This window comes from Rhodovulum sulfidophilum DSM 1374, from assembly GCF_001633165.1.
GTDB classification, from domain to species: domain Bacteria; phylum Pseudomonadota; class Alphaproteobacteria; order Rhodobacterales; family Rhodobacteraceae; genus Rhodovulum; species Rhodovulum sulfidophilum.
The window spans coordinates 2125178-2150553 of sequence record NZ_CP015418.1 but is presented as its reverse complement, the minus strand read 5'-3'; the positions used below and the strand labels follow the sequence as shown (position 1 = coordinate 2150553).

Sequence of the window (25376 nt, the reverse complement as noted above, 5' to 3'; positions counted from 1 at the left end):
GATCCCTTCGCTCAATCCGCAATGCATGCCAAATATAATCATTTCACAACCTCCAGAACAACCTTGTCCGCTGGATACATCTTACCATCAACCCCTACAAAAAGTGCTTCGGCTTCCATTCGGTAACCTGTGGCGTTCTCAACTGCATTCGTGATGCGCGATATTAGTTCCAGAACATCTCTCGCGCGTGCTCCACCGGCGTTGACGATGAAATTCGCATGGCGGGAAGAGACTAACGCTCCACCAATGCGTTGTCCCTTAAACCCTAAATGTTCAATGACAGCGCCGGGCGGGCCTATTTTGGAGTACATGACTGGGTTGGATTTGAAAACGGACCCGCAATTGGGTTGCTTGCGGGGAAATTTGCGCCGTCGATCGGCCAATATGGCGCGCATCTCGGAGCGGATCTCGGCGTGCGGACGTGGGGCGAACCGCATGCTGGCGGCGGTAATCACCTCGCCATTGGTTTGAAAAACGGACCGGCGGTAGGCAAAGCCGCAGTCGGCCGCCTCGCGGCGGCGAATCATTCCGATAGAATCTACACTGTCGACGGCAAGGATGTTGGACCCGATTCCCTTGCGCTGGCTGCCGCCGTTCATGCAGACAAGGCCGCCTAGGGTGCCAGGGATGCCGCAGGTGTGCTCGGCCCCGCCAAGCCCGGCCTGCATCAGTTTGCGCGCAAACCCTGGAACCCAGGCGCCGGCCTGCGCCCGCACCTCTGACCCGTCGAAGGCGATCTGAGCCATGCGACCGCCAATCTGGATGCAGGGCGCGCGCAGCCCGGCGTCGTCGAACAGCATGTTAGTGGTCAGTCCTATCACCGCAGGGCGTATCCCGTGCCTAGAGAACCAGCGCAGCAGGGCGGCGACTTCTTCGGTCGAAGAGGGCCGCAGCACAAGGTCGGCCCGCCCGCCGATACGCCAAGCGCTGATCGAGGACAGATCGACGTTGCGCTCTAGCCCGCCGGGGCAGAGCGCGCCCAATTCTGTGATCGCTGTTTCGCTCAGTCGGTCCATTCGGCCTGTGCCCCCAGGCTGCGGAGTTTTTCGGGCAGCCGGTTGTACCCCCGCAGCGCCATTTCAACGGCATCCACCGTGCTTGGTCCTTCGGCGCACAAGGCGGCCATGATTTGCGCCATGCTTCCCCGAAGGTCCGTCGATGCCGCATGCGCGCCGACAAGCTTAACAGGGCCGCGAACCGTGATCTTGCCGCGCTCTGCCTCAAGCGCACCGGGGGCGAATTTCGCCAGTTCCGCAACATATGCGATACGTTCTGGATAGCGATAATCATGGATGATTGAGCGGCCATTCGCGAACAATGCAAGAAAGACATAGAACGACTGCATGTCCGAAATGACACCGGGATGTGTCCCGGTCGCCAGTTCGAAAGGCTGAAGCCCTTGCGGCCCGATGCAATCAGGGCCAACCTGCACGGAGTTCGAGTTCGTGAAGAAGTCCAGCCCAGCATCGCGCAGGTGAATGAGCGGCACCTGCATCGTGTCAAGGGGCACGTTCTGGATCGCAAGCCGCCCGCCGCTGACCGCGCCGAGCACCAGCCAGGTCAGTGCTTCGATCCGGTCCGCCATGATGGAGAAGGTCGCATTGCCCAGCACGCCGCCATTGCCCGTCACGTTGATGTGGCTGCTGCCCTCCAGTTCGATTTTTGCCCCCATCTCGCGCAGGAAGGCGATGAGATCGCGCACCTCGGGGGTGACGTAGGCATTTCTGATTTGCGTTTCGCCTGACGCGACCGAGGCGCAGATCAGCGCATTCTCGGTGCCGCCCACCGTGGATATCGGGAAATCTATCTCTCCGCCGCGGAGCTTTCCGGTGACGTTGATGTAGTCGGGCAACTCCTCCACTTCGCAACCAAGGGCTTTCCACACCATGATGTGCAGGTCGTATCCACGGCTGCCTATCTTGCAGCCGCCAGGATAGGGAACCCGGGCGGTCCCGTGCCGGGCAAGCGCCCCGCCGGCAAGAAGATAGGTGGTTCGAATGGGAAGGTTGAAATCCGAAATGTCATCGAAGCTTAGGTTTTGTGCATGAATGCGCAATTCCTCCTGCTCGGGCGACGGCGTCAGCTCGGCACCCATCGCGCGGATGAACGAAAGCTTTGCTTTCACATCCTCCAGTTCTAGTGGAAAATTTCTCAAGGTGACCGGTTGGTCACTCAACAAGGCTGCGGCGAGGACGCGGGTCGCGGAATTTTTTGCACCGCTGACATTTACGGTCCCGTTGAGGGAGGTTCTATCGCCAAGAAAAAGTCTCAAGACGTGGTCCTTCTATACCCGAGGGATGAAGCGGTAAGCGTAATACACACTCAGGGCATAGTGCAGCGAGAGCGTTGCTGCATATGCCCAGACTGTTTTTTCGGCCGTCCACGCGAACAGAGTACTGGCACCGAAAATCGCGATGATCACAAGCACCCTTTGTGCATTCAGCCAAAGCAACTGTTTCTGACCGTCGAAAATATAGAAGACGTGTGCAACAGGAGTTTGGATAAACTGAAAAAACAGGTAGGTGGCAAGGCCTTGGGCAAAAACACCAGCCAAAGCCCAGTCGTCACCGAACAAGAGAGGAAAGAGCCAAGGGGCGAAAAAGAGAAACACGGCGGCAGGGGCGGTTGAGATAAAGCCCAACCTAAGTATCACAGATCTGAGCATCGTTCTTATTTCCTCTGGGCGCTGCCGCCCGAGGGTGGAGGCTTCTGCAAAGAAGGCCTGCGACATCGTACGCCCGAGGATGTTCACCGGCACCGACAAGGCCATCATCGCGAACCCGAACTGGCCGATTGTCTCCGGATCGTAAAGCGCGGCCATTAACAGCGTCGGGGACTGCACGGAAAACACCATCAGGAACTGCGACGGCACCCGCCAGATCGGGAAGCCCCGGTGCCGCCAGGCCGCCTTGCGCATGCGGCTCGCCGACACATGATACCAGTTCGCACGGAACTCTGCTATGAACCCGCGTAGCAAACGGCCGATTCCGCCGGCCTGTGCCACCACCTGACCCAAAAGCAGGCCCAGCGGCTGCAAAGGGGACAGCCCCAGTCCGATCTTCAGCAGTGCGCCCGCCGCGCTTTGGGTCACGTTCGTCTGGGCGATCACCTTGTAGGCCCGTTTGCGCGTGGCCCACATGGTCAGCATTTCGTATGTGGCAACGCCCACTATTCCCAGCGCGATCAGCCACCACCAGGGTGCCAGAACCTCCATGGATACAAGCGCCAGAAGCGGCGCCCCCCACAGGCATAGCACAAGCCCGAGAAGCAAGCTCAACCCCAGCATAAGCGCCGCCGAGAGCACCAGCAGGTTCATCGCCACGCCGTCCTGCCGCGGCAAGGGCAGCGCCAGAACATAGCGCAGCGTGACCAGCGGCGCGAGCATGGTCACCAGTGCGGTAAAGACCGCCAGAACCCCGAAATCCTGGGGTGTGTAAAGCCGCGTCAGGATCGGGATCGACACGATGCCGATCACACGCCCGCCCCCGCTGCCTAACGCCAGCGTAAGCATGCCGCGAAACACCCCGCCCGAGGCGCCACCGAAGACGCGGGCCGAAAAACGCTGCTTCAGGCTATGGAGATCAGACACCGTAATAGGCCCTATACCAGCGCACGAACTGCGCCACACCCTCGCGAAAATCGGTTTCGGGGCGATAGCCGGTCAGGGTCTGCAGCAGCGTCGCATCGGCCCATGTGGCGGGCACATCGCCGGGCTGCATTTCCATGTAGTTGTGGATTGCGGGGCGGCCGACTTCCGTCTCGATGGCCTCCACGAAATCGAGCCGCCGCACCTTGTTGGAATTGCCGATATTGACGATTCGATAGGGCGCAACGGGGGAGAGGCTGTCGCCGTCTGGCACCACGCCATCGGCAGGACGTTCGGGCACTACGTCGATCAGCAGGCGGATGCCGCGCACCAGGTCGGTGACATAGGTGAAGTCGCGCCACATCTCGCCGTGGTTGTATATGTCGATGGGCCGCCCCTCGAGAATCGCTGCCGTGAATTTGAACAGCGCCATGTCCGGCCGTCCCCAGGGCCCGTAGACGGTAAAGAACCGAAACATTTAGGTTGGGATGCCATGCAAGTGGGCATAGCTGTGGCCCATCGCCTCGTTGGCTTTCTTGGTGGCAGCATAGAAGGACATCTGGGTATCGGTCTTGTCAGTCTCGGAATAGGGCATGTCGGTATTTGCCCCGTAGACCGATGAGGTGGACGCCATCAACAGGTGGTCCACCGCATGCCGCCGGGCGGCCTCCATCACGTTGAAGGTTCCGACGATATTGGCATCGACATAGGCGCGCGGGGTCTCGATCGAGTAGCGCACCCCGGCCTGCGCCGCGAGATGGACAATGATGTCGGGCTGGAACGCATCGACGGCGGCGGCAAGGGCGGTTTCGTCCTCCAGCATCGCCTCGGTCGCGGAGAACCCCGACGATTGCAGCAGCATCGCGTGGCGGCGCTGTTTCAGACGACTATCGTAGTAATCCGTCAGTCCGTCAAAGCCATGAACGGCAAAGCCCTCCCGCAACAGCAGGCTGGCCAGGTGGAACCAGATGAAGCCTGCCGTTCCGGTGACGAAGGCCCGTCTCATCGGCCCACTCCCACATACGCCGTGAACCCGGACGCTAGCGCATCGTCACGGCTATAGATATTTCGAAGATCGGCGAGTTTGGCTTCAGTCATCGACCCTGCCAACCGTTTCAGGTCGAGGGCGCGGAACTCGTTCCACTCGGTTAGGATCACCAGGGCGTTGGCCTTCTCCGCCGCCTCGTAGGCGTCGTCCATCCAGTTCACGCCCGGCAGCAGGGCCTCGCCCTCTCGCAGGCCCTTGGGATCCACCACCCGCACCTTCGCGCCCCCGCCTACCAGCGCCGGCACAATGGTCAGGGACGGAGAGTCGCGCATGTCGTCGGTGTTCGGTTTGAAGGTCACCCCAAGCACTGCGATCGTCTTGCCGTTTACCGAACCGTCGCAGAGGTCCATCACCTTGTCGATCATCCGGCGCTTGATATCGTCGTTTAGCTTGATTACCGCCTCGGTGATCTGCATCGGCAGCCCGTGCTCCTGTCCGATCCGTGCCAGCGCCTTGGTGTCTTTCGGGAAGCAGGAGCCGCCGAACCCTGGGCCCGCGTGCAGAAACTTGTTGCCGATCCGGTTGTCAAGCCCCATGCCTTTCGAGACCTGTTTCACGTCCGCACCCACCCGCTCGCAGAGCGCAGCGATCTCGTTGATGAAGGTGATCTTCGTGGCCAGGAAAGCATTGGCCGCGTATTTGATCATTTCTGCGGACTCGAGATCAGTGGTGACGATCGGAAAATCGCGCAGGAAGAGTGGGCGGTAGATCTCCGCCATCACCTCGGCAGCACGTTCGTTCTGGACACCTACAACAACGCGATCGGGGCGCATGAAGTCGTCGATCGCAGCCCCCTCACGGAGGAACTCCGGGTTTGAAGCGACGTCGAACTCGGCCTTTGGATTGGCTTCACGGATGACGTGTTGAACTTTTTGATTGGCGCCAACCGGCACTGTCGATTTCGTCACGACCACCGTGTAGTCGCCGATCGCGTTGGCGATCTCTGCCGCGGCAGCGAAGACATACGTCAGGTCGGCATGGCCGTCGCCCCGGCGTGTCGGCGTGCCCACGGCGATGAAGACGGCGTCCGCGCCGGCCACCGCCTCGCGCAGGTCGCCTGTGAAGCTCAGCCGCCCCGCTTCCACGTTCTTGGCCATTAGTTCATCAAGGCCGGGCTCGTAAATCGGCACATTGCCTGCCTTCAGCATCTCGACCTTGGAAGGATCCTTGTCGACGCAGACGACCTCGTGGCCGAAGTCCGAAAAGCAGACGCCCGAAACCAACCCGACGTAGCCCGTTCCAATCATTGCGATTTTCATGCGAAGATGCTCCCTAGTTCTGTAAATTATTGATTTTACTAGGTTTCAAGGCGTCCAAATTTCTCTATTTAAGACATTCCCTGCCCCAAACGCCCGATAACGCAAACTCTGTGCGATGTCCCAGACGGCGCCGCGTCATCATCGATTTCGGCCGAAAGAGCCTCGATTTCGGCACGAAGCGCCTCGAATTCTTCCATCTTGCGCAGCAGGAACCTTCGCGTGATGGCCGCTTTTTCCGAAATGCCCTTCGCTGTCAGAACATAAGCATACCTACGCTTGTCTTCGGCTGCGGTGAAGTTCCCCAGCTTCACCAGCCCTTTGTCGATCAGGGCGTTCAGCACGTAGTGGATCCCACCGACACTGACGCCGACCGCCTCTGCCAGCTCTCGCTGGGACATTTCAGGATTTTCTTGCAGAAGGCGAAGCACGCGAAAATGCGTGTCCTCCTGCAGCTTGGTGCGCTTGCTGCTCATTTAAGGATTTTCTCAGGCTACCGCACAAGGACTGCCCGGAGGGCGCCTTGTTGGATGCAAAGGTGATGATGAGAATAGCTTCCACATCGTTCAGCTTCGAGCGGTAGCAAATGCTGCGCACGCAAACAAGAGGAAAATTCGGATGATTCAAGAGCTTTTCGGCAATGAAGTCGCAGTAGTCGATCTACGAGTTGGCCGCTCTGATGAAAGCGGAGCCTTGCCCGGGTCGAGGCTGCGGCTGGCATTCATGCAGCCTCCCGCGCCATAGCACTTATATGCAATAAATTCATAACTGAACGACCCTGTCAGCGCAAGGCTACATCATGAACCTGGTTGGTCTTCGACCCCGCTCAGGCTCTGTTGCACAAATCGGGTGATGGGCGGGGTTACCCCTTCCCCGGACAGACTTATCCCGCAGCCTCCGTGATCGGGATGCCGAGCGCGGTGTAGCCGTTCAGGACGGCGATGCGGACTTGGAGTTCGGCGACCTGACTGTCAAAGTTCCGTGCCATGAGCCGCTGGCCCATCCGTTTCACGCAATGCATCTTCGTCTCGACGCGGCTCCGGCGGTGGTATCCCCTCCATCGTCGCCAAATGGCCCGGCCGAGGTATTTCGATGCGCGCAGTGCCTCGTTTCGTGCGACCGCGCCAGCGGTTACAGTCTTCCATGGCTTGGCGTTCTTGCGGGGCGGGATGACAGCATGTGCGCCGCGGTCGGCGATGGCATCGTGGCATTTGCGGGTATCGTAGGCGCCGTCTGCCGTGACGCTGCCGATCTCCTGGCCCTCCGATATCTGGCTGAGAAGGTCGGGCAAGACCGGTGCATCGCCAATGTGGCTTCCGGTGATCTCGACTGCCCGGATTTCCAGTGTTTCCTCGTCGACCCCAAGGTGGATCTTGCGCCAGACCCGCCTTTTTGGGCCCCCATGCTTGCGGGCGTGCCACTCACCTTCGCCCTCGACCTGGATGCGAGGCCGCATGCCCACGGCACGCTTGCGCACCTGCCAGCCCTTGATCTGGAAGATCCGCTGCACGGTGTTCTTGTTGAACCCCAGGAGCCAAGCCACGGTCCGATAGCCAAAGGACGGCTCTTCCTCGATCAGCTTCTTGATCGGCTCGGAAAAGCGGGCCTCGACCTTAGGCGCAGCCTTCACCGGCTTGTAGTAGACCGTCCGCCTCGGGATGCCGAACCAGGCACACAGCTTGGCGACGGACACAACGACGCCCTCGGCAATGAGGCCCTGCTGGGTGCGACGGATCAATTCCCGTCCTGCGCATCCAGCAGGGCCTGCAGCTTTTTTCGCGCCCGCAGCTCCAGCATCGCCTCTCCATAGGCTTCCTGCAGGTCCCGGAGCTGCTTCTCGTATTGCTCGCGGATGTCGAGCGGGTTGGCGCGCAGCGAGTTCTCCATGCCGCGCTTGGCATCCTCGACCCAGCCCTCGATCTCGGAGGGCGTCAGGTCGAAGGACCGGCTTGCCTCCGACGCGGTCGTCTTGCCTTGGATGATCTCGATGACGAGCGCCGTTTTACGCTTCGCCGTCAACCGCTTGATGCTGTCGTCCATCGTCTTACTCATGGCTACGTTCTCCCTTGTAGCATGAGCAGGTTTTCAGTGGGTCGATACAAACCCGCTGACCAAGGCAGTGCCGAAGCGTTCCCACCAGGCGCCGATGAAGGCGTTCCAGGCGGCGCCCTCGCTGTCGGAGGACTCCATCATCTCCTCGAGATTGCCGAGGAAGCCGGGGATGCCTGCGACCTCGAGCACGCCGCCGAGCACGTGCGCCCAGTTCTCGAAGGAGCCGATGCTGCGCCCGCCCCGCGGACGGCCGACGGCGATCCACGCCTGGCAGAGCGTCAGGCAAGCCGCGACCAGCCGCGACCGGTTGGCGCGCACCCAGCTCATTAGGTCGGGGTGGCGGAAGTCGGAGCGCTGCCAGGGGCGGTCGGTATGCGGATCGAGGCGGATGCGCACCAGGCGCCGGGCCATCTCGTTGGAGAACTCCCGGTTGTTGCCGGTGGCGATCCAGAGGCAGCGGATCGGCAATCGCGCCATCTCGGAATGGCCCAGGATGCGGTCCTCCCAGAAGGGCGCGGTGAGCGCGGCGGCGAGGGCCGAGCTGTCGAGCGTGGCCCGGAGGTTGTCGATCAGCACGATGGAGGGGATCTGGCGGAGCTTCGCGGTCACGCGCTTGCGCCATTCCTCGTCGTCGCGCCCCTCGGTCATCACGCTGGCGCCCGCGCCGGTCAGGATGCCGGTGATCGCGTCGACCATCAGCGTCGCCCCGGTGCCGGGCGCGGGCTTCTCGATCAGGTGGAGCGGCGTGGGGCCGTCGATCATGCCGCGCAGGAAGCCCAGCAGCAGGAGCGCCACGACATGGGATCGCTCGGCGTCGCCGGTGAAGGGGAAGTCCCCGAGCAGGTCCTCGCAGATCAGCGTGCGCGCCGCGGTGATCTCGGCCGGTGTGGGCTTGACGGGAATATCCGGCACGGCGAAGCCCAGCGCCGGGACGTAGAGCAGCCGCGCGTCGGGATGATAGCCGGGCGTGGTGAGCAGCGTGCCGTTTCGACCGAAGACCGGCGTGTTCACGATGCCGGTCAGCACGGGTACGCCACCACTCCCTCAACGCGCTCGGAGTTCTGGCGGGCCAAGTTCGCGGCGAACGTTGCACGGGACAGCGTCGTTCGCGGAGCGCTGCTTGATCAGGGGTGGCGCGTGGCGACGATTTGGGAGTGTGCCCTGCGTAAACCCGAACAGGTCTCCGTGGCCGCCGACCGCCGTGCAGAATGGCTGGTGGCTGTTGGTGACACGCTCGAACTCGGTGAAAACGAGGCTTCGGCACACGTGAGAGAAGGTGAGGACGCCGGCTCTTCCCACTGATTGATCCAGCGCAGCAAGGCTATGATCCGCCTGTTGAATGTTCGATCCGGGTTCCTTTTCACGAGCGCCGCTGACATCGAAGTGTTCAGGTGGGGCGCCGTAAAAAGATATATATTTCTGATAGTTGCAAGCTATTCACCAAATTGGCGCAGTCATGAGGTCTGGAGAATACTGGCCCTTAGAGACCGATCCCCGGCCCCCTGGTGCAGATGCCAGTGCTCAGCCCGTCCCGCATAACCCTCGAAAACAACGATAAAATCCGGCCGCAGCCGGATCGGGAGAACGCTTTCGCGAGGGCAAGTGGCGGAGAGACAGGGATTCGAACCCTGGAGACGGTTCCCCGCCTACACGCGTTCCAGGCGTGCGCCTTCGACCACTCGGCCACCTCTCCGTGACCGGGTGTCTACCCTCGGCCGGGGGCGCGATGCAAGAGGAGTTTGAACCTTCCGCGAGACCTTGCCCGCGACGCTCCGGCACGGGCCGGAACCAAGCCCGAGCCGAACCCAGCGCTACGCGCCGAGAAGCACCGTCACCCGGCGGTTCCGGCGGCCCTTTTTCTCGATCTTGCCGATCCGGACCGGGCCGATCTCGCCGGTCCGCGCGACATGGGTGCCGCCGCGCGGATAAAACAACGGCGCCGACAGCAGCACGCCGCCATCGGCATGGGCCGTCACCAAGGCGGCGGCCTCTCTCAGATAGGGATCGCTGCGGTAAAGCGGATCCGTCATCGGGGTCCGTCTCCTCCATCGCCATCGCCATCGGCATCGCCGCCGAGATCGTCAAGCGGCTCGGGCTGCGGCTCGGCGCTCTGGCGCGGCAGGAACGGGCCCGGCGCCTGCTGGGTCCGAGCCGCGGGCCGGTCGCCCAGGGTTTCAGGATTGCGCAGCCAGATGTCGCGCTGGGCGAAGGGGATCTCGAAGCCCTCCTCGGCGAAGCGGCGGGCGATCTCGTGGTTGAGCTCGGTGCGCACCGACAGCCCGTAATTGATGTCGCGCAGAATGACCCTCAGCTCGAATTCCAGCGCATCGGGGCCGAAGCCCTGGAACACGACCAGAGGCGCGGGATTGACCATCACCAGCGGGTGGCTCTCGCCGATTTCCATCAGGATCTTCTCGACCTGGCGGGTGTCGCTGCCATAGGCGACGCCGACCTTGAGGATCACCCGCCCGGTCAGGTTCTGCCGGGTCCAGTTGGTGACCTGCCCGGCGATGAGATCGGCATTGGGCACGATCACGTCGGTGCGGTCGAAGGTCTGGATCCGGGTCGAGCGGACCGAGATGTCCTTGACGATGCCCATCACGCCGCCGACCTCGATCCAGTCGCCCTGGCTGACGGGCCGCTCGATCAGCAGGATGATGCCCGAGACGAAGTTCTGCACGATGGTCTGCAGCCCGAAGCCGATGCCGACCGATAGCGCGCCTGCGACGATGGCCAGCGAGCTGAGATCGATGCCCGCGGTCGTCACCGACACCACCCCGGCGAGGAAGATCCCGATATAGCCCACGCCCGAGATCAGCGCGGTCTGGCCGCCCGGATCGATCTTGGTCTTGGGCAGCACGGTCGAGCGCAGCATCCCCTGCAGCAGCCGGGTCAGCGCATAGCCCAGCGTGAAGACCACGACGAAGGTCAGGAAGCTGGTGGGCGAGATCCGGGTGCCGCCGATGCTGTATCCGGCGGTGAAGCGCGCCCAGAGTTCCGTCAGATCGGCCACCCGGGCGCCCCAGATCAGCGCCAGAACCGGAAGCGCCAGCAGCGCGAGGATCATCCCGATCAGCACCGGGATCAGATCGCCGCCATTCTCGGGGTCCTCGACATCGCGGCCCATCAGGACGGCGTAGATATCCGTCACGAAGCGTTGCAGCAGCAGCAGGAACCCGACCAGCGCCAGCGTCAGGATCGAGGGATAGACGAAGAAATCGCCCGCCTCGGCATAGCCCACCGCCCCCAGCAGGGGCCCGATCAGCCCGGCCCCGATCGCGGCGCGGCCGAAGAAGGCGGCGACGCGGTTGCGGTAGGACCGCTCTTCCGGCCCCTCGGCCGTATCGGCGCGGACATGGACCAGCAGAAGCTGCCCCATTCGGGACAGCATCAGCCCGGCCAGAAGCAGGATCGGGAAGGTCAGCACCGCCACCGCCTCGGCCGGGTATTCCTCGACCTTGCCCGCCTCCCGCGCCAGCATCGCCAGCGCCAGGATCAGCCCGAGGATCCAGGAATTGAACCGTCCCTCGGACCGGCGCTCGGGCGGCAGGGTCAGGATCGCATGGCTGACGCCCAGCTGGGCGAAGACCCGTCCGCCAAGCCAGCCCGCGGTGAAGACCGTGAGCCCGAGCATCGGCAGCATCTGCACCAGCCGCTCGCTGCGCAGCCCGAGCATCGCCGAGGATTTCAGCGCCCCCGCCAGCAGCACGATACCGAGCGTCGGCACCACGATCTGACCGAGCGAGGCGATGCCGGAAAACAGCGTCCGTCCCCTGCCCCGGCCGCGCTGGGCGAGGAAATCCGACAAGATCTCCATCCAGCGGCGGCCGCGCACCGTCAAGAGCCCGGCCAGGGTCAGAAACAGCAGCGTGACCGGCAATCCGCTGCGCAGCGAGGCGCGTGCATTCGGGTTGTCCCAGTTCGCCGCGATCTCGTTGCCGACCTCGACAAGCGTGCCGCGGATCGCGATCAGACCGGCAGGCCAGTTCACCGGGTTCACCGGCGAGGGGCCGAGCTTCAGAAGCTGATCGGCCTGGCGCTCGCGGATGGTCTGGTCGATTTCGCGGATCAGCCCGTCGGCCCGGCTATAGGCCTCGACCGCCTTCAGGCTCGGCGCCTGCGCCTGGTTGAGCTGCTTGGTCAGCTCGGCCCGGCGCTGGGCGATCTCCTTGGGTTCGCTCTCGCCCTCGGCGGGCGGATCGCCCAGGGCCGAGATCTGGTCGCGCAGGGTCTTGATCCGGGACGAGTTGATGTTCTGCGCGTCGAGAAAGCGCGTGCGCCAGTCGACCAGCTCGCTGCGCAACGTGTCGAAGGCAGGCGTCGTGGCCTTGCCCTCGGCAAGCACCTTCTCGGCGCGCGAGGCATCCCTGTCCCACTGGGCGTAGTCGATCCCTTCCTGCTGGCTCTGGGCCTGGGCGAAGGCGGGGGCCGCGCCGCCATGCGAAAACACGGCTGCGGCCATGGCCAGCAGCAGAACGGCCAGAAAACGGGTCTTCATCCGGCGAATACCTCCGGCAGCGCAGGCCTGCATCCATTGCCGTCGTTTCTCATGGCAGCGCGGTCCATCCAGGGCGGGACCGGCAGGCCCTTGCCGCGAAGGAAGTCCGGATCGAACAGCTTCGACTGGTACCGCGTGCCATAATCGCACAGCACGGTGACGATGACATGGCCGGGGCCCATCTCGCGCGCCATCCGCATCGCCCCCGCCACATTCACCCCCGACGAGCCGCCGAGGCAGAGCCCCTCCTCCGCCAGCAGGTCGAACAGCACCGGCAGCGCCTCGTCATCGCCGATCCGGCAGCAGAAATCGGGCGCGAGCCCCTCGAGATTGGCGGTGATCCGGCCCTGCCCGATCCCCTCGGTGATCGAGGAGCCCTCGGATTTCATCTCGCCGGTGGTGTAATGGCTGTAAAGCGCGGCACCATGCGGATCGGCCAGCCCGATCTTCACGCCTTTGGGCTGCAGCGCCATCGCCGTGCCCGCCAGCGTGCCGCCCGAACCGACCGCACAGATGAAGCCGTCGACCCGGCCGCCGGTCTGCTCCCAGATCTCGGGGCCGGTGCCCTCGGCATGGGCCTGCCGGTTGGCGGTATTGTCGAACTGGTTGGCCCAGATCGCGCCATTGGGCTCGGTCTTCGCCAGCGCCTCGGCCAGACGGCCCGAATAGCGGACGTAATTGTCGGGGTCGCGATAGGGTTTCGCGGGCACCTCGACCAGCTCGGCCCCGGCCAGGCGCAGCATGTCCTTCTTCTCGCGGCTTTGGGTCTCGGGGATCACGATGACGGTCCGGAACCCCATCGAGGCGCCGACCAACGCCAGCCCGATGCCGGTATTGCCCGCGGTGCCCTCGACGATGGTGCCGCCCGGGGCCAGCGCGCCGCGGGCCACCGCGTCGCGGATGATCGACAGCGCAGCCCGGTCCTTGACCGACTGGCCCGGATTCATGAACTCGGCCTTGCCGAGGATCTCGCAGCCGGTCGCCTCGGACGGCCCTTTCAGGCGCACCAGCGGCGTATTGCCGATCAGATCGGCCAGATCGCTCCGTATCGCCGCCATGTGGGTCTCCCTCTGCCAGCCAGTTTCGTCATTGCTACTGGCGCCCCGCTGCGAACTCAAGCCAGGCGCTGGTTCGTCTCACGGTGACGTGCAAGCCAGAGCAGCGACAGGATGAGCGGGGCATTGCCGATCTCGCCGGTTCCGATCAGTTCCATTGCCCGGTCGAACGCCACGACATGGCCGCGGATATCCTCGCCCTCGGCCGCAAGCCCGCCAAGCCCGCCCGCCTCGGCGCCCAGATCCGCCTCGCCGACGAAGGAATAGACGTATTCGGCCTTGGCCCCGGGCGAGGGATAATAGCCATAGCAGCGATGCAGCGCCCCCAGCGTAAGCCCCGCCTCCTCGACCGCCTCGCGGCGCACCGTCTCCTCGGGGCTCTCGCCCGGGTCGATCAGCCCGGCAATGGCCTCGACCGACCAGACCTGGCTGTCGCCCCGCGCATAGGGCCCGACGCGCAGCTGCTCGATCAGCAGCACGGCGTCGCGAACCGGATCGTAGGGCAGCACGGTCGCGGCATCGCCGGTCAGGAAGGCCGCGCGGACCATCTGATCGCTCATCCGCCCGTCGAAACGGGTATGGCGGAAGGTATATTCCTCGACCGCGAAGAAATTGGCATAGGGCTGGACCCGCCCGGTCTCGACGACATCGCCCGGCCGGGTCGGTTTGCGCAAGCTGGCGGGGCCCGGCGCGCGCGCCCGCAGCGTCGAGGCGGCGCGGGCCAGCATCATCCGGTCGCGCCGGGCGTTCACCTCGGGCGGGCGGTCAGGATAGCCCAGCATCACCTCGCCCGCGGCCTCGGTCACCAGATCGCCCCAGCGCGCGCGCCAGGCGTCCGGATCCCAGGCCTCGGTGGGCGCGCGCCCCGACCGGGCCCGGGCATAGATCCCGGCCGCGACCGGCCCCGCGGCGGTCTCGACCGTCACCTCGTCGTGGGCGAAGCCGTAGCCGCCCTCGTAATAGTCAAGCCGCGCCCGATCCTCCGTCGTCAGCCCACTGACCAGAAGCCCCTCGGCCTCCGTGCCGGGCTCGGGCAGGATCAGCGGAAAGCCCTCGCCCCCGGCCAGCCGCACGGCATGATCCGGCAGCCGCGCGGGAAGGGTGTCCAGCGTACCGGCGGGGCGGTTCAGCACCCGCGCCAAAAGCGGCAGATGGCACAAAGTGCCGTAAAGGAACATGCGTTCCATGTTCGTGTCCTTCAGCTCCAGAAATGTGAGATGGCCCCGGCCGCCAACCCGGCCGGACCGCGACCGACCGGCAGGAGGCCGATGACCGCAAGCAAGACGCCAAGCCACGGCCCGTAGCCGCCCGCAAGCCCGATCCGGCCCGCCGGAACGGCCTGGGCCAGCCCTCCGCAAGGACGGCATGCGACGGGCTTGGCGGCAATGGGCATGGGTCAGGCGGGCCGTGCGACTGTCAACTGGGTCACGTCGCAGTTTCCGCTGTGGAAGGTGGCCGCGCAAGACGCGAGATAGAGGTTCCACATGCGCCGGAACCGCGCATCGAAGCCCAGCCGCGCGACCTCGTCCCAGCGGTCGTTGAAGGTCTCGTGCCAGCGCCGGAGCGTCAGCGCATAGCTTTCGCCGAATTCCATCGAGCGCCGGATCTCGAGCCCGGCCGCACTGGCCTGGGCGCGCAGGACGCCGGGGCTGGGCAGCATGCCGCCCGGGAAGATGTATTTCTGGATGAAATCGACGCCCTTGCGGTAAATCTCGTAGCGGCGTTCCTGCACGGTGATGACCTGCAGCGTGGCCTGCCCGCCGGGCTTGAGACAATCATTCACCTGGCGGAAATAGGTCGGCCAGTATTTCTCGCCCACCGCCTCGAACATCTCGATCGAGGCGATGCCGTCATAGCGCCCGGTCTCGTCGCGGTAATCCTGCAGCTTGATCTCGACCCGGTCGGCCAGCCCGGCCCTGGCGATCCGCGCCACCGCATAGTCGTGCTGTTCGCGGCTGATGGTCAGCCCGGTGACCTTGAGGCCCCGCTGTCCGGCAGCATATTCGGCGAAGCCGCCCCAGCCGCAGCCGATTTCCAAGACGTGATCGCCCGGCGCCACCCCCATCTGGTCGACCATGGCGGCATATTTCAGCTCCTGCGCGGCCTCGAGGCTTTCTTGCCCGGTGCGGAACAGCGCCGAGGAATAGGTCATCGTCTCGTCGAGCCAGAGCCCGTAGAACTCGTTTCCGAGGTCGTAATGGTGCGAGATGTTCTTGCGCGCCTGGGTCTTCGAATTGCTCTGCAGCCAGAACCGCAGCCGCTCATAGGCGCGGAGCAGCCCGAGGCCGGGGAACCCGTCGAAGAGTTCGTCGTTATCGGCATGGACGAGATCCATGAAGGCCATCAGGTCGGGGGTGGACCAGCCGCCCTCGACATAGGCTTCGCAAAAGCCCAGATCGCCCTCGCGGATCAGCCGGGCGAAGACGTCGGCATCGTGGATATCGAGCTGGGCCACCGGGCCGGCGCCGCGCCCCTCGGCGCGAAAGCGCCGCCCGTCGGGCAGCACGAAGTCGAGCCGACCGTGGCCCATGCGCCCGGCGATGTCGAAGACCTGTGTGAAATAGCGCGGCAGGTCGGCCTGCCCTCTCGTACTCGTCAGGACAGTCATCCTGGCTCCCTCGTTCCCTTATGGTTCTTGTCGTTCGTGCCATGCGATTGTGCAGATCGCGCGCGGCCGTGCAACGGCCTAGCCCTCCCGCGCCTGATAGGCCGCCAGCGCGCGGCGGCGCCCGGCCTCGGGCGTCACCGCCGGGGCCGGATAGGCGGCGTCGGGCGACAGCCCCCAGGCGCGCGGCACCGCGTCGAAATAGTCCCGCGCGCCCTGGCCCGGGCTCTGCCGCCCCTCGGCGATCCAGGCATCGCGATAGGCGCCGTCGGGGTCGAATTTCGCCGCCTGCGTCTCGGGATTGAAGATCCGGAAATAGGGCGCGGCATCGGGGCCCGATCCGGCCACCCATTGCCAGCCCATCGCATTCGAGGCCGGGTCCCAGTCGGTCAGGTGATCGGCAAACCATTCCATGCCCACCCGCCAATGGGTCATCAGGTTCTTTGTCAGCCAGGAGGCCGCGACCATCCGGGCGCGGTTATGCATGGTGCCGGTCACATACATCTCGCGCATCGCGGCATCGACGAAGGGGATGCCGGTGCGGCCGCGCTTCCAAGCGGTGGCCTCGGGGCTGTCGCCATCCGTGGACCAGGGGAAATCGTCCCAGCCCTCGCGCCAGTTCCGCTCGGCGATATGCGGACTGTGCCAGAGCAGATGCCAGGCGAATTCGCGCCAGACGAGTTCCTTGAGAAAGGTCTCGGCCCCGGCCTTGCCCGCCTCCATCGCCCGCAGCCCCGCATGCCAGCAGCTGCGCGGGGAAATCTCGCCCCAGCTCAGATGCTCGGACAGGCGCGAGGTGGCCCCGGCCGCCGGAAAATCGCGCCGCTCGGCGTAATCGGCGATCTTCTGCGCCGCGAAGGCACCCAGCCGCCCCTGCGCCGCCTCCTCGCCGACCGAGGCATGACGCGCCAGCACGGCCGCCCCCCGGCCAAGCGCCGCCCCCATCCGCCAGTCCTCGATCTCGTCGGAGGCGGGCCAGAAATCGGGCCGCGGGATCAGCCCCGGCGCAGGCGCGGGCTCGGGCAGGTCGCGGTCGCGCACCGCCTTCCAGTAGGGCGTATAGACCTTGTAGAAGCCGCCCTGCCCGGTCTCGACCGTCCAGGGCTCGAACAGCAGAGACCCGGCAACCGCGCGCAGTTCGATCCCGGTCCCGACAAGCCCGTCCTCCACCGCCTTGTCGCTGTCACGCCCGAGCGGGTCGTAGGCGCGGCTCCGGACGATCGCGGCGGCACCGGTCTCGGCCGCCACCGCGCGCAGCACGCCCGGCGCGGCGCCCCGGCGCAGGATCAGCCGCGAGCCGCGCGCGCCCAGAGCCCGGGCGAAAGCCGCAACGCCCTCGCCCAGCCGCCATTTCGCCGCCGCGCCAAGCGCCTCGACGGTTTCGTCATGGATGAAGAGCGGCACCACCGGCCGCCCCGACCCCGCCGCCGCGGCAAGCGCGGCGTTGTCGCCGAGGCGCAGGTCGCGACGGACCCACCAGATCACGGGCGCTTGGTCTGACATCCGGTTTTGCCATGTCCCCTTGAAGGCCCGCCACGCTGCGGGTCCTAGAGTTCCGAATCTAGCGCGGCGATCAGGCGGTCAACCTCCTCGGGGAGAGTGTAATGCAGCAGGCTCAGCCGCAGCACGCCCTGCCTGGGGTCGATCCCCATCGCCCCGAGCAGCCGCTGGGCGTAGAAATGCCCGCCTCCGGCCAGCACGCCGCGCGCCGCCAGACGCCCGGCAACCTCGGCCGCCGAGCGGTCCAGCGCGATCGACACCGTCGGCAACCGCGTCGGCCCCGCCGCCCGCGGCCCCAGCACGCGCAAGTCCGGCCGGGTCGCGAGATAATCGAGCAGCGGCTCCAGCACCCGGGTCTCCTGCGCCCGGATCATGCCGGCCACGATCCCGGCCCGGGCATGGGCATCGCGCCCGCCCCGGACATGGTGATCGTAAAGCGCGTCGATATAGTCCGAAATCCCGGCCGTGGCCGCCACCTGCGCGTGATCGGGCCCGGCCGGATCGAACCGGCGCACGGCATCGTCGCCGTTGAACCAATGGCCTTGGTTGGGAAGCTGATAGGCCAGTTCGCGCCGGACCAGCATCACCCCCTGATGCGGCCCGAAGGTCTTGTAGGTCGAGAACAGGTAGATATCGGCCCCGAGCGCGGGCAGATCGGGCAGCCCGTGCGGCGCGAAGCTGACCCCGTCGACGCAGGTGAAGGCGCCCGCCCGGCGCACCATGGCGGTGATGCGGGCGACATCGTTGACCTCGCCGAGGATGTTGGAGGCATGCGGAAAGCAGACCAGCCGCACGGTCTCGTCCAGCAGCGGCTCGAGCCGCTCGGGGTCGAGATGCCCGGTATCGGGATCGACCTTCCATTCCCTGATCTCGATGCCGCGCGCCGCCAGCCGCCGCCAGACGCCGGAATTGGCCTCGTGATCCTGATCGGTGACGACAATGGCCTGGCCTGCCCCGATCCAGTCGCCGAAGGCCTGGGACAGGACATAGGTATTGGCGCTGGTCGAGGGGCCGAAATGCAGCTCGTCCCGGCCGATGCCCAGATGCGCGGCAAGGCGGGTATGGGCCTCGTCCATCTCCTCGCCCGCCAGGCGCGAGACGCCGAAGGCGCCATGGGGCTGGACCTTTCGTTCCTGGTAGAAGCGATGCAGCCGCCAGATCACATAGCGGCAGGCATAGGAGCCGCCCGCATTCTCGCAGAACACCTTGTCGCGCAGATCCTTGTACCCGAAGGCAGGAAACTGATTACGAACAAATTCGATATCGAGCGCAACCATTGCCCACCCAGATGCTGCCTGGCCGTTGGAACCTGTCTAATCGGCCAGGTGCGGCCAGGCAACGCCTTGAAATCCGGGCCCTACGGACTAGGGCCCGGAAGATTCGCCGCTAGCGGCTCTCGGTCTGCAGTCCCCGGAAGATCGAGAAGCACATGACCAGCAGGACCAGCGTGAAGGGCAGCCCGGTCGAGATCACCATCGCCTGCAGCGCAGACAGGCCGCCGCCGACCAAGAGGACGATGGCCACCGCCCCCTCGAAGGTGCACCAGAACACCCGCTGGGGCAGCGGCGCGTCGATCTTGCCGCCCGCGGTGATCGTGTCGATCACCAGCGACCCCGAATCCGACGAGGTGACGAAGAACACGATCACCAGCACGATCCCGATCACCGAGGTGATCGACGCCCAGGGCAGCGCATCGAGCATCGCAAAGAGCGACATCGGCGGGTTGTAAGCGTCGATCACCTGCGCCTTGACCGCGCTGCCTGCCGGATCGGACAGAACCTGATCGATGGCCGCACCGCCGAAGACCGCCATCCACAGCACGCAGACGAGGCTCGGGATCACCAGCACGCAGATCACGAATTCCCGCACCGTACGGCCACGGCTGACGCGGGCGATGAACATGCCGACGAAGGGCGACCAGGAGATCCACCAGGCCCAGTAGAAGGCGGTCCAGCCCTGCAGATAGTCGGTATCCTCCCGGCCGAACGGGTTCGACAGCGCCGGCAGATCCCTGACATAGGCCAGCATGCCCTCGCCGAAATCGGTCAGGATGGTGCCGGTCGGCCCGGCCACCAGCACGAAGACCAGCAGCAGCGCGGCGACGATCATGTTGATCTCGGACAGCACCTTGACGCCGCCGTCGAGCCCGCGCAGCACCGAGATCAGCGCGATCGCGGTGATGCCGGTGATCAGCAGGATCTGCACCGTCAGATCCTCGGGCACGCCGAAGACATGGCTCAGACCGGCATTGGCCTGCTGCGCCCCGAAACCAAGCGAGGTGGCCAGGCCGAACAGCGTGGCGAAGACCGCAAGGATGTCGATGAAATGGCCGGTCCACCCCCAGATCCTCTCGCCGAAGATCGGGTAGAAGGCCGACCGGATCGTCAGCGGAAGCCCCTTGTTATAGGTGAAAAGCGCCAGCGCCAGCGCCACGATGGCATAGATCGCCCAGGGGTGCAGCCCCCAGTGATAGATCGTGGCGGCCAGCCCCATCTCGCGCGCCGCATCGACATTCTCGGGGATCAGGCTGCCATCGGCGGCAAAGGGCGACGGCGTGCCGAGCGGCTGCGAGATCGCCATGTGATAGACCGGCTCGAGCACGCCGAAGAACATCAGACCGATGCCCATGCCCGCGGCGAACAGCATCGCGAACCAGCCCGAATAGCTGTAATCGGGCGTCGCATCGGCGCCCCCCAGCCTGACCCGCCCCACCGGCAGCACGATCAGCGCCAGACAGAACAGCACGAAGACATTGGCCGCGCTCAGAAAGAACCAGTCGAAGGTCGAAGTCAGGAACGGCCTCAGCCAGCCGAATACCGCTCCTGCCTGCTCGGGCAGCGCGAGCGCGTAGAACACGAAGGCCATGATACACAGGCCAGATACCAGGAAAACCGGGTTGTGGATGTCAAAACCGAACGGTCCCAGACTGCCTTCGATATTGTCCTGACCGATCTCGTAATCCGTCTCGATCAGGTCCACCTCGCCTTCCGGCGCGGGAATGCCCTGATCCGTTAACTGCTCCGTTGTCTGGTCACTCATACTTGTTCCTTCTGCTTGAATTCTCAGGAGCGGCTATCCGCGGAGCCGCTCTCGGGCCGCACCAGCAGCACCGAGACCCGCGCATGACCGGCCAGCCGGCCGCCATGCGAGGGCCAGATCCGCTCGGCCACACCCGGCAGATGGCTCGCCATCACCACCAGATCGGCGCCCACCTCTTTCAGCGCGTCCATCAGCGCCGCGTCGAGCTCGGCGGCCGGGTCCGAACAGACGATCACCCGCGCATCGGCAAGGTGACCATGGGTCTCGGCCTCGGCCCGGGCAAAGGCCTCGAGCTTCTTGCGGTATTCCTCGGGCGAGCGCGCCAGCCGGCCGGGCTGCGGCGCGGTCACCGCGACATAGGTGACGCCGATGCCGTAATGCCGCGCAAGATCGCCCGCGACGTCGCAGGAACGCTTCAGCGCCTCGGCATGGGCCAGATCGACCGGCACCAGTATCTTCTTGAACATGGACCCTCCTTCATGGACCCTTCTTCCCCCTGCGGCACCCATGGCAGAGCCCTGCCCCGCCCACCGCCGGACCAGAGCACAGCTTAGAAGTTTTTGTTAGAAAGACCAAGCTTTCGCCCCAAAACGGCCGTCAACGCCCGCGAAAGCCATGGCAGTATTTCGCCATGTCCCTGATTTAAAAACGGAAATATTTTCAGGAGACGCTTAGGGCGGGTAAGCAGATCGCCATCAGAAAGCAGATTGCCAAAGACAAAAAGGGGCGCGACCTCGCGGCGCGCCCCTTTTCAAGCCCGTGTTTCAAGCCCGTGTTTCAAGCCCGGGCCGGGAGGCTCAGGCGTTCAGGTCGACGACGACCCGGCCCTGCACCTGCCCCTTCAGGATGTCCTTGCCGAGCCCTGGCAGATCTTCCAGCGTCGCGCTGCGGATCATGCCCTTGAGCCGGTCCATCGGCAGGTCCGTCGCGATCCGCTTCCAGGCGCGCAGCCTGGCCTCGTAGGGCTGCATCACGCTGTCGATGCCCAGAAGGTTGACCCCGCGCAGGATGAAGGGCGTGATCAGCGCGCCCTCGATGGCCGCGCCGCCCGCAAGACCCACGGCCGCGACCGAAGAACCGTATTTCATCTGCTTCAGGACCCGGCCCAGCATCGCGCCCGCCACCGGGTCGACGCAGCCGGCCCAGAGCTCGCTTTCGAGCGGCTTGCGCGTCACCTCGGACAAGTCCTCGCGCTGCACGACCTGGCTGGCCCCGAGGGCACGCAGATAGTCCTCGGACCCGGGGCGGCCGGTCACCGCCGCCACCTCATGGCCCAGCTTCGCCAGCACCGCCGTCGCCACCGAGCCCACGCCTCCCGAGGCGCCGGTGACCAGGACCGGACCGTCGCCGGGCTTCAGCCCGTGATCCTCCAGCGCGATCACCGCCAGCATCGCGGCCATGCCCGCCGTGCCGACCGCCATCGCCGAATGGGTCGACAGCCCGTCGGGCAGCGGCACCAGCCAGTCGGCCTTGACCCGCGCCCGCTGGGCATAGCCGCCCCAATGCACCTCGCCCACGCGCCAGCCGGTCAGCACCACCCGGTCGCCGGGCTTGTAGCGCGGATCGGCGCTTTGCTGGACCACCCCGGCAAAGTCGATCCCCGGCACATGCGGCCATTGACGCACCAGCCCGCCGCCCGAGCCCAGGCACAGACCGTCCTTGTAGTTCAGCGTCGAATACTCGACCGCGACCGTGACATCGCCCTCGGGCAGACGGTCCTCGTCAAGATTTTGCACCGCGGCATGGGTCTTGCCCTCTTCGTCCTTCTCGACGACCAGCGCCTTGAACATGCTTGTTTCCCTCTTTCTGGTTTTCCCTAACCGACGAGATCCGGCATCAGAAACAGATCTGTCGGGGCCGTCAGCACCCCGGCCGCCGTCAGCATCGCACTGATCTGGCCGCGGTGATGAGTCTGGTGATTGAACATGTGAACGATGCAGATCGCGCGCGGCACGGTCATCTCGCGCCCCGCCGCCCCCGAATACCAGGACAGATCCTCCGCGAGATCGGCCTCGGACAGGCCCTGCGACCAGCGGCTGATCCGGGCATCGGTGATCTGCCGCTTCGAGCGGTATTCCGACCAGTCGGCGACGAAGCCGGCGCTGTCCTCGAGACGGGCATGCGGCGCCTCCCAGCCGTCAAGCCGCGACATCCAGACATGATCGGCCCAGAGCAGATGCGCCATCGTGCCCTGGATCGATCCCCAATGGGCCCCGCGCGGCGCCATGCGCTCGGCCGCGTCAAGCCGGGCGACCTCCTCCATCATCGCGCGGTTCTGCCAGCGATTGTATCGCGCCATCAGCCGGCACCACCCGACCGTGACCACTGCCTGTCCCATCTGTCCGTCCTCTTCTCTGGGCCCCCTTGTGGCAGACCGGCGCGGCAGAGGCGAGTCCCCGCCAATACCCTTGAGCGGAGCCCGGCGCACGACTAGCGTGAATCCGATCCAACCCCCAAAGCGAGGGAAGCCCATGACCATCCGCCCGATTCTCGTCAGCACCGTGGCCCTGATCGCCGGGTCCGCCGCCTGGGCCGCCGACCCCGATCTGCTTGTCTTCGACTATTCCGGCTTCGAGATCCCGGCCTTCCATGCCGATTACGCCGAAAAATACGGCCAGGAGCCGAGCTTCACCTTCTTCGGCGACGAGGAGGAGGCGCTCCAGAAGCTGCGCTCGGGCTTCAGGACCGATGTCAGCCATATCTGCGCGGGCTCGGTCACGAAATGGATCGAATCCGGCATTCTCGAGCCCTGGGACACATCGAGGATCACCGCCTGGGAACATATCAACGCCGATCTCAAGGGCACCGACGTGGCCGATACCGGCGCCGAGGTCTATTTCGTGCCGACCGATTTCGGCTCGACCGCCATCGCCTACAACACCGAGGACGTCCCGGCCGGGGACGTGGCCTCGCTCGACGTGTTCAAGAACCCCGAATATGCGGGCCGGGTGACGCTGCCCGACAATGTCGACGACGCCTTCGCCCTGGCCTATCTGGCGACCGGCACCACCAACTGGAGCACCGTCACCGATGCCCAGTTCGACGCCGCCGTCGCCTGGCTGCGCGATGTGCATCCGAACCTGCGCACCTACTGGACCGATCCGGCCGAGCTGGCGCAGCTGCTGGCCTCGGGCGAGGTGCTGGTCTCCTGGGCCTGGAACGAGACCTTGCCGACCATGGTCGATCAGGGCTTTCCGGTCGGGTTCCAGCGCGAGGCCAAGGAGGGCTCGTCGCTCTGGGTCTGCGGCTATGTCGACCTGAAGGACGGCCCCGGCTCCGAACAGAAGGCCTATGACTTCCTCAATGCCACGCTTGCCCCCTCCTCGACCAAGGCCCTGCTCGATGCGGGCTACGGCCAGGCGAATGCCAAGGCGATGGCCGCGATCGGAAACGAGGCGCTGACCGCGATCGGGCTCGGGCCGATCGACGTGCCGGTGCTGGCCCAGTTGCCGATGCCGGGCGAGCTGCGCGAGAAGCAATCGGCCGCCTTCGAGAAGATCAAGGCAGGCTTCTGAGGCCACGCGCGACCAGGACCCTAAGAACGAACGGGCGGCGCCTCCCAAGTCGGGGGGCGCCGTTTTTCATGAGCCTTCGTGTCACGCCCCATCCCGGCCCGTGAGAGCTGGTTCGGTTCCTCCGGACAGGCTCCAACCTTTTCCCAGGTGGTTTTACGTCTCGGTTGCGGCGCTGCCATCTCTGGCGAAAACGGGGGTGACACAGGCCCGATCCGGCATTCTGCCGTCAGGCGGTAAATGGAAGCGACGGCGCCCATATTGGGACGTTTGGTGTCTTGGGACCCGCGCCACTCGGTGGCTACCTGCCACACCTATTGGATGCTTTCGAACCTGTAGAGGGCAGTCATTTGCGCCGGACCGTCCGGTTGCCGCGCTCACCATAGGCGTTCTGCCGGGGCCTGCCGGAATGGATGCGGGTCAGGGCGATGCCCCTGCTCTCGGCTCATTCCAGGAGCGTGCCACTGACATATCCCGGTGAGACTGTCCGGAATTCCGTGCCACGGCTTGGGACCTCGGAGATGAAGCGATCCGTGCAAGGGCATCGACAGAGATCTTCCGGACGCGCTGATGACAGGCCGATCCGCCGGCGCGCCTTTCGGCAAGGACGGTGTTCCCCGCCTGCCGCAGGAGGCCGATGATCCGGGCTCCGGTGAATCGCGTTTTCTTCCCCACAATTTCCTCGGCCATCCAGCCGGGACAATGCCACTGCCGCCCCCCAAAAACCGAGGGATACCCCCGCTTTGCTAGGGGTCAGCACATCCGCCTGTCACCGATGGATAGCCCCTGCCGGAGGCGAGTGGCGCAGCATCAAACGCTGGAACGTGAGGCTCGCGAGATTCGAGGACATTCAGCCATGGCTTGAAAAGGGCGAAGCATGAAATCAACGCCGCCAGATCCCCCGGCATCTCTCGTCGCCATGGAGGACCATATCGGGGACTGCGTCGAAACACAGCCGTAAGGCCTTGATCTTGCTTGGACTATGGTGCGGTCGAGAAGACTCGAACTTCCACGGGAGTTACCCCACAGCGACCTCAACGCTGCGCGTCTACCAATTCCGCCACGACCGCACGTGTCTGGTAGTGCGGCGGTTCATAACGAGTCGGATCGGGGATGTGAAGGGGGATTTTCGCGTTTTTTCTGCCGCCGGGTGCGGCGCAACGGCAGGGCAGCACGAGGCCCCGTAATCGGGCTCGAAAGCCCCCCTCTCGCCGCCCGCCGGACG

18 protein-coding genes, 2 tRNA genes and 3 pseudogenes are annotated in these 25376 nt (G+C 65.1%); 1 reads left to right on the top strand and 22 read right to left on the bottom strand.

Going from position 1 to position 25376, the window contains the following annotated elements; translation table 11 throughout:
- Positions 1-38: 38 nt before the first annotated feature.
- From murB to A6W98_RS10080, 21 genes and pseudogenes are all read right to left on the bottom strand, one after another.
- Positions 39-1016: a UDP-N-acetylmuramate dehydrogenase gene (gene murB, locus A6W98_RS10180; protein ID WP_042461091.1), complete on the bottom strand. Its 978-nt coding sequence runs from the start codon at positions 1014-1016 to the stop codon at positions 39-41.
- Complete coding sequence (locus A6W98_RS10175) at positions 1004-2272, bottom strand: UDP-N-acetylglucosamine 1-carboxyvinyltransferase (protein ID WP_042461090.1); 1269 nt, start codon at positions 2270-2272, stop codon at positions 1004-1006. The genes murB and A6W98_RS10175 overlap by 13 nt, the downstream gene beginning before the upstream one ends.
- Positions 2273-2284: 12 nt before the next feature.
- Positions 2285-3589, bottom strand: a complete 1305-nt coding sequence (locus A6W98_RS10170; RefSeq protein WP_052678000.1) for a lipopolysaccharide biosynthesis protein — start codon at positions 3587-3589, stop codon at positions 2285-2287.
- Positions 3582-4592 (bottom strand): annotated as a pseudogene (locus A6W98_RS10165) (GDP-mannose 4,6-dehydratase). Before A6W98_RS10165 ends, A6W98_RS10170 begins: the two are co-directional and overlap by 8 nt.
- On the bottom strand, positions 4589-5893 hold the full coding sequence (locus A6W98_RS10160; protein ID WP_042461088.1) for a UDP-glucose dehydrogenase family protein: 1305 nt from the start codon (positions 5891-5893) through the stop codon (positions 4589-4591). The pseudogene A6W98_RS10165 and the gene A6W98_RS10160 overlap by 4 nt, the downstream one beginning before the upstream one ends.
- A gap of 68 nt (positions 5894-5961) precedes the next feature.
- A complete protein-coding gene (locus A6W98_RS10155) occupies positions 5962-6366 on the bottom strand; it encodes a MarR family EPS-associated transcriptional regulator (protein ID WP_042461082.1) in 405 nt (134 codons plus the stop codon).
- 407 nt (positions 6367-6773) lie between these two features.
- Positions 6774-7334 (bottom strand): annotated as a pseudogene (locus tag A6W98_RS10150) (IS5 family transposase); the annotation flags it as partial.
- A gap of 290 nt (positions 7335-7624) precedes the next feature.
- Positions 7625-7942: a DUF1153 domain-containing protein gene (locus A6W98_RS10145; protein WP_042456997.1), complete on the bottom strand. Its 318-nt coding sequence runs from the start codon at positions 7940-7942 to the stop codon at positions 7625-7627.
- A 33-nt stretch (positions 7943-7975) separates the two neighbouring features.
- The gene (locus A6W98_RS10140) at positions 7976-8968 is read right to left on the bottom strand and encodes a hypothetical protein (protein ID WP_063490907.1); all 993 of its coding nucleotides are present in this window, start codon (positions 8966-8968) and stop codon (positions 7976-7978) included.
- Between the two features lie 577 nt (positions 8969-9545).
- Positions 9546-9635: transfer RNA gene (locus A6W98_RS10135), tRNA-Ser, on the bottom strand.
- 118 nt (positions 9636-9753) lie between these two features.
- Positions 9754-9867: pseudogene (locus A6W98_RS20330) on the bottom strand (alanyl-tRNA editing protein); the annotation flags it as partial.
- A 101-nt stretch (positions 9868-9968) separates the two neighbouring features.
- Positions 9969-12440 (bottom strand): DUF3772 domain-containing protein, encoded by a 2472-nt coding sequence (locus A6W98_RS10125; RefSeq protein ID WP_231098257.1) that lies wholly within the window; start codon positions 12438-12440, stop codon positions 9969-9971.
- Positions 12437-13498, bottom strand: coding sequence for a cysteine synthase A (locus tag A6W98_RS10120; protein WP_042461077.1), 1062 nt, complete (start codon positions 13496-13498; stop codon positions 12437-12439). The genes A6W98_RS10125 and A6W98_RS10120 overlap by 4 nt, the downstream gene beginning before the upstream one ends.
- Positions 13499-13554: 56 nt before the next feature.
- A complete protein-coding gene (locus tag A6W98_RS10115; protein WP_042461074.1) occupies positions 13555-14682 on the bottom strand; it encodes an NUDIX domain-containing protein in 1128 nt (375 codons plus the stop codon).
- 209 nt (positions 14683-14891) lie between these two features.
- A complete protein-coding gene (locus tag A6W98_RS10110) occupies positions 14892-16103 on the bottom strand; it encodes an SAM-dependent methyltransferase (RefSeq protein WP_042461072.1) in 1212 nt (403 codons plus the stop codon).
- Positions 16104-16181: 78 nt separating this feature from the next.
- On the bottom strand, positions 16182-17603 hold the full coding sequence (locus A6W98_RS10105) for a cryptochrome/photolyase family protein (protein ID WP_042461070.1): 1422 nt from the start codon (positions 17601-17603) through the stop codon (positions 16182-16184).
- A gap of 44 nt (positions 17604-17647) precedes the next feature.
- The gene (locus A6W98_RS10100) at positions 17648-18877 is read right to left on the bottom strand and encodes an aminotransferase class V-fold PLP-dependent enzyme (RefSeq protein WP_042461067.1); all 1230 of its coding nucleotides are present in this window, start codon (positions 18875-18877) and stop codon (positions 17648-17650) included.
- 109 nt (positions 18878-18986) lie between these two features.
- The gene (locus tag A6W98_RS10095; protein ID WP_042461064.1) at positions 18987-20639 is read right to left on the bottom strand and encodes a BCCT family transporter; all 1653 of its coding nucleotides are present in this window, start codon (positions 20637-20639) and stop codon (positions 18987-18989) included.
- A 23-nt stretch (positions 20640-20662) separates the two neighbouring features.
- A complete protein-coding gene (locus A6W98_RS10090; RefSeq protein WP_042461061.1) occupies positions 20663-21106 on the bottom strand; it encodes a universal stress protein in 444 nt (147 codons plus the stop codon).
- Positions 21107-21436: 330 nt separating this feature from the next.
- On the bottom strand, positions 21437-22429 hold the full coding sequence (locus A6W98_RS10085) for an MDR family oxidoreductase (RefSeq protein ID WP_042461057.1): 993 nt from the start codon (positions 22427-22429) through the stop codon (positions 21437-21439).
- A gap of 26 nt (positions 22430-22455) precedes the next feature.
- Positions 22456-22977 (bottom strand): DinB family protein, encoded by a 522-nt coding sequence (locus A6W98_RS10080; RefSeq protein WP_231098256.1) that lies wholly within the window; start codon positions 22975-22977, stop codon positions 22456-22458.
- Positions 22978-23110: 133 nt separating this feature from the next.
- Here A6W98_RS10080 and A6W98_RS10075 point away from each other — a divergent pair, with 133 nt between their 5' ends.
- Positions 23111-24154 carry an ABC transporter substrate-binding protein gene (locus A6W98_RS10075; protein ID WP_042461054.1) on the top strand — a complete coding sequence of 348 codons (1044 nt, stop codon included), beginning with the start codon at positions 23111-23113 and terminating at the stop codon, positions 24152-24154.
- A gap of 980 nt (positions 24155-25134) precedes the next feature.
- Here A6W98_RS10075 and A6W98_RS10070 read toward each other — a convergent pair.
- Positions 25135-25221: transfer RNA gene (locus A6W98_RS10070), tRNA-Leu, on the bottom strand.
- Positions 25222-25376: the final 155 nt, after the last annotated feature.

What these genes read in the sequence shown, in the direction of transcription:
- murB (WP_042461091.1), bottom strand. Translation starts at nt 1,016, where the DNA reads ATGGACCGACTGAGCGAAACAGCGATCACAGAATTGGGCGCGCTCTGC.
- A6W98_RS10160 (WP_042461088.1), bottom strand. Translation starts at nt 5,893, where the DNA reads ATGAAAATCGCAATGATTGGAACGGGCTACGTCGGGTTGGTTTCGGGC.
- A6W98_RS10155 (WP_042461082.1), bottom strand. Translation starts at nt 6,366, where the DNA reads ATGAGCAGCAAGCGCACCAAGCTGCAGGAGGACACGCATTTTCGCGTG.
- A6W98_RS10145 (WP_042456997.1), bottom strand. Translation starts at nt 7,942, where the DNA reads ATGAGTAAGACGATGGACGACAGCATCAAGCGGTTGACGGCGAAGCGT.
- A6W98_RS10125 (WP_231098257.1), bottom strand. Translation starts at nt 12,440, where the DNA reads ATGAAGACCCGTTTTCTGGCCGTTCTGCTGCTGGCCATGGCCGCAGCC.
- A6W98_RS10120 (WP_042461077.1), bottom strand. Translation starts at nt 13,498, where the DNA reads ATGGCGGCGATACGGAGCGATCTGGCCGATCTGATCGGCAATACGCCG.
- A6W98_RS10115 (WP_042461074.1), bottom strand. Translation starts at nt 14,682, where the DNA reads ATGGAACGCATGTTCCTTTACGGCACTTTGTGCCATCTGCCGCTTTTG.
- A6W98_RS10110 (WP_042461072.1), bottom strand. Translation starts at nt 16,103, where the DNA reads ATGACTGTCCTGACGAGTACGAGAGGGCAGGCCGACCTGCCGCGCTAT.
- A6W98_RS10105 (WP_042461070.1), bottom strand. Translation starts at nt 17,603, where the DNA reads ATGTCAGACCAAGCGCCCGTGATCTGGTGGGTCCGTCGCGACCTGCGC.
- A6W98_RS10100 (WP_042461067.1), bottom strand. Translation starts at nt 18,877, where the DNA reads ATGGTTGCGCTCGATATCGAATTTGTTCGTAATCAGTTTCCTGCCTTC.
- A6W98_RS10095 (WP_042461064.1), bottom strand. Translation starts at nt 20,639, where the DNA reads ATGAGTGACCAGACAACGGAGCAGTTAACGGATCAGGGCATTCCCGCG.
- A6W98_RS10090 (WP_042461061.1), bottom strand. Translation starts at nt 21,106, where the DNA reads ATGTTCAAGAAGATACTGGTGCCGGTCGATCTGGCCCATGCCGAGGCG.
- A6W98_RS10085 (WP_042461057.1), bottom strand. Translation starts at nt 22,429, where the DNA reads ATGTTCAAGGCGCTGGTCGTCGAGAAGGACGAAGAGGGCAAGACCCAT.
- A6W98_RS10080 (WP_231098256.1), bottom strand. Translation starts at nt 22,977, where the DNA reads ATGGGACAGGCAGTGGTCACGGTCGGGTGGTGCCGGCTGATGGCGCGA.
- A6W98_RS10075 (WP_042461054.1), top strand. Translation starts at nt 23,111, where the DNA reads ATGACCATCCGCCCGATTCTCGTCAGCACCGTGGCCCTGATCGCCGGG.